Origin of the sequence: Pseudoalteromonas sp. SG43-6 (genome assembly GCF_014164365.1) — a bacterium.
Classification (GTDB): Bacteria; Pseudomonadota; Gammaproteobacteria; order Enterobacterales; family Alteromonadaceae; genus Pseudoalteromonas; species Pseudoalteromonas rhizosphaerae.
Genome location: NZ_JACJEZ010000207.1, coordinates 1 through 272 on the forward strand (window position 1 = coordinate 1; position 272 = coordinate 272).

Here is a 272-nt window from a genome sequence, read left to right on the forward strand (position 1 = left end):
GTGTGAACGAAATTTACACATGGGATATTACATATTTGCCAACAACGGTTAAGGGCGAATTTTTATACTTGTATTTAGTGATGGATATTTTTAGTCGAAAAATTGTGGGATGGCAGGTTCACGATACACAGTTAAGTGCGCTAGCGGCTGATTTGATGACGGATATTTGCAGTCGAGAGCAAATAAAGCCAGAGCAAGTCACGTTACATTCGGATAATGGCAGCCCAATGAAAGGCGCTACATTATTGGCTACCTTGCAAGAATTAGGCATT

1 protein-coding gene is annotated in these 272 nt (G+C 40.4%); it reads left to right on the plus strand.

Annotation, left to right across the window (positions count from 1 at the left end; genetic code table 11):
* Window positions 1-272: DDE-type integrase/transposase/recombinase (locus tag H5201_RS22800; RefSeq protein WP_182785474.1), on the plus strand; the 272-nt coding region annotated here is incomplete at both ends.